The 2,115-nt window shown below is 32.2% G+C and carries 3 protein-coding genes; all 3 read left to right on the forward strand.

The annotated features are described in order from the left end of the window. Positions 1-789 (forward strand): PBSX family phage terminase large subunit (locus ACTG3V_RS15070; protein WP_439132999.1); only part of this gene is annotated, 789 nt, incomplete at its 5' end. A gap of 32 nt (positions 790-821) precedes the next feature. Then, positions 822-1,379: a hypothetical protein gene (locus ACTG3V_RS15075; RefSeq protein ID WP_439133000.1), complete on the forward strand. Its 558-nt coding sequence runs from the start codon at positions 822-824 to the stop codon at positions 1,377-1,379. 168 nt (positions 1,380-1,547) lie between these two features. Next, entirely contained in the window at positions 1,548-2,021 is a 474-nt protein-coding gene (locus ACTG3V_RS15080) for a hypothetical protein (RefSeq protein WP_439133001.1), read from the forward strand. The last annotated feature ends 94 nt before the right edge of the window (positions 2,022-2,115 follow it).

The following is a 2,115-nucleotide window of genomic DNA, read 5'->3' on the forward strand; positions in this document are numbered from 1 at the left end:
ATTCGTGTTAAGGGTATTCAAAATAGAGTTATACTTATCTTAAACCCATCAACAAAAGAACATTTTATATATAAACGTTTTTTTGAGAGCAAAGGGGTTGAGGGTGGTTCTAATCTAGTAAAAGATGATACTACATACATACATACTACTTACTTAGATAACTACGAAAATTTATCAGAAAGTTACTTAACACGAATTAAAGATATTAAAGAAAACAATCCAAGCAAATATAAACACGTTATACTTGGTGGGTGGCTTAACAAAGCAGAAGGCGTTGTATTTGAGAATTGGAGTATTGGAGAATTTAACCCTGACAAACTACAAACATACTTTGGTCAAGATTACGGTTTTAGCAACGACCCTACAACCCTAGTAGAGGTGGCAATCGATAAATCTAAAAAGAAAATATACGCTAAGGAGTTACTTTACAAAGCTGGCTTACAAACATCACAGATACTACAAATTAATAAAAAATACTGTGGTCAAAAGATGATTGTAGGTGATAGTGCTGAACCTCGACTTATTTCTGAATTGGCTTTAGGTTGTAATATATTTCCAGCTAAAAAAGGTCAAGGCTCAATTACTGCAGGTGTAATGATACTACAAGATTACGAAATAATCGTAACAGCTGAAAGCACTAATTTAATAAAGGAATTTAATAACCACGTTTACGCTGACAAAGGCTCAAAGACTTACCAAGATGATTTTAACCATTTAATTGATGCTTTGCGTTATATCGTTTACTATATGCTACACGGAAGCGATACAGGTAATAAGTTACGTTGGTAGTAACAATATAGCAAAAAATTAGTTATACAAATATGAAAGTTAAAGTTAAAGTACCATCTAGTTTAGATGATATAACAGTCGGTCAACATCAAGCTATTCAAAAACTATTAGAAAATGATAATCTAAAGGGCAAAGAATTGGATAACGAGATTTTAAAAATAGTTTTAGGCTTTGATAATATTGATGCGATTAGTGTAAAAGATAGGAATAGATTATTTGTAGATGTTCAAGAGGCTTTACAAAAAGAAGGGGAGTTTAAGCAAAAGTTTGTGTTAAATGGTATCGAGTTTGGTTTGATTCCTAACTTTGATAAACTAACAAATGGGGAATATACGGATTTAATAAAGTATTCAGAATATGTAGATGACTTACATAGGTTCTTAGCAGTAGCGTACAGACCAGTTAAGTTAAAAGATAGGTTTAAGAATTATACTATTGTAAATTATGAGGGCACAAAATTTAATGCTGATAGGTTAAAAGAATTGCCTATGTCTATTGCAAATGGCGTGCAAGGTTTTTTTTTGAATTTGTCAAACGATTTAGAGAATTATATCCTGATGTCTACACAAACGGAACAAGCGAGGGAGTAGATGCAAGTAAGTATTTTGAAAAGTGGGGGTATTACGCCACTATTTACGATTTAGCAAACGGAAATCTATTTGAAATTGATAGACTATTAAAAGAAAATATACATAAAACACACGTAGTATTAGCGTGTAGAAATGATACAATGAAATTAAAACATAAGATACAAACAAATGGCAGTAGGTCTCAATCATTATAGCGAATTAATAAGGTATATCAAATCACTTTTAGAGCAAGATGATTTAGTAAACACAATTACATTTGGTAGCCCCGAAGAAATGGACCTGAATAAAATGAATATTTACCCTTTGGCTAACATAGAGATAAACGACGCTAGTTTTACCAATGGTCAAAATGTGGTGTTTGATGTTGTAATTTCAACAATGAATCAAAGAGATACAACGAACGAGGTTAACGGTTCTAAAATATGGTATCAGAATGAAGTAGATAATTATAATGAAATGTTAGCAATATTAAACAGGTTATGGAGTAAGATGCTATACGGTTTTAATGATAATAACATCACAGCGAGTGAGAATCCCCAAGCATTGAAAAGAAAGAACGTGCAAGATAAGAATAACTTGGAGGGGTGGCAGTTATCATTCCAAGTTACAATGCCTAATACTGCTTTAAACCTATGTCAGTAGAGAAAGAGTTAAACAGGTTTGGTAAGGTAGTCGTTAAGGAATCTAGGACAGCGTTAACCAAACAGAAAAGGAACGTATCAAAAGACTTGTATAA

It is taken from the genome of Polaribacter sp., assembly GCF_965660385.1.
Lineage (GTDB): Bacteria > Bacteroidota > Bacteroidia > Flavobacteriales > Flavobacteriaceae > Polaribacter.

Excerpts from the sequence above, each read along its gene's own strand:
- ACTG3V_RS15075 (WP_439133000.1), top strand. The coding sequence starts at position 822 with ATGAAAGTTAAAGTTAAAGTACCATCTAGTTTAGATGATATAACAGTC.
- ACTG3V_RS15080 (WP_439133001.1), top strand. The coding sequence starts at position 1,548 with ATGGCAGTAGGTCTCAATCATTATAGCGAATTAATAAGGTATATCAAA.